1 protein-coding gene and 1 pseudogene are annotated in these 737 nt (G+C 74.6%); one reads left to right on the top strand and one right to left on the bottom strand.

Translation table 11 applies throughout. The annotated features are described in order from the left end of the window. Positions 1 to 200, bottom strand: a pseudogene (locus GTR00_RS22075) (transcriptional regulator); the annotation flags it as partial. 164 nt (positions 201 to 364) lie between these two features. Here GTR00_RS22075 and GTR00_RS22070 point away from each other — a divergent pair. After that, the coding region (locus GTR00_RS22070; RefSeq protein ID WP_166613617.1) for an alcohol dehydrogenase catalytic domain-containing protein at positions 365 to 737 on the top strand (373 nt) is incomplete at its 3' end.

Raw genomic sequence — 737 nt, 5'->3', positions numbered from 1 at the left:
ACCGAGGCCGACACCCCGGCCAGGGCGCCGCGCTCGAGCTTGGCGTAGTACTCCACGCTGATGCCGGCCAGCGCGGCCGCCTCCGCGCGCCGCAGGCCGGGGACGCGGCGCCGTCCCACGTCGGGCAACCCGGCTCGGGCGGGGGTGAGCTTGGCCCGGCGGGTGGTGAGGAAGTCCCGGACCTCGGCGCGGTTGTCCACGCCCTCCACGCTAGGCGCGCCGCCGCGGGGCGGGGAGTCACTGCCGTGGGGTGCACCGGTGGTGCACCCCACGACAGGGCACCGCTGGCGTCGCCCGGCGGTGCCGGCGGTGGGCTTCGATGGGAGGGCACCGCTCCCGGTGCACCGACCGAAGGAGAACCCCCGTGCGTGGTGTCGTGATGCACGCCCCCGGTGACGTCCGCGTGGAGGACGTGCCCGAACCGACGATCCAGCAGCCGACCGACGCGCTCGTCCGCCTGGCCGCGACCTGCATCTGCGGCTCGGACCTGTGGCCCTACCGCGGCGCCGACGAGGTGGGCGAGCCGCTGCGCATGGGTCACGAGTACTGCGGGGTCGTCGAGGAGGTCGGAGACGACGTCCACGACATCGCCGTCGGTGACTTCGTCGTGGGTTCCTTCTTCGCCTCCGACAACACCTGCGAGATCTGCCGCGCCGGCTACCAGACCTCCTGCCTGCACCGCGAGGTGCTCGGCACCGGTGGCGCCGCCCAGGCCGAGCGCATGCGGGTCCCGCTGG

This window comes from Kineococcus indalonis (genome assembly GCF_009906395.1).
Lineage (GTDB): Bacteria > Actinomycetota > Actinomycetes > Actinomycetales > Kineococcaceae > Kineococcus > Kineococcus indalonis.
The sequence above is the reverse complement of the archived record's forward strand: the minus strand, read 5'-3'. Positions and strand labels throughout refer to the sequence as shown.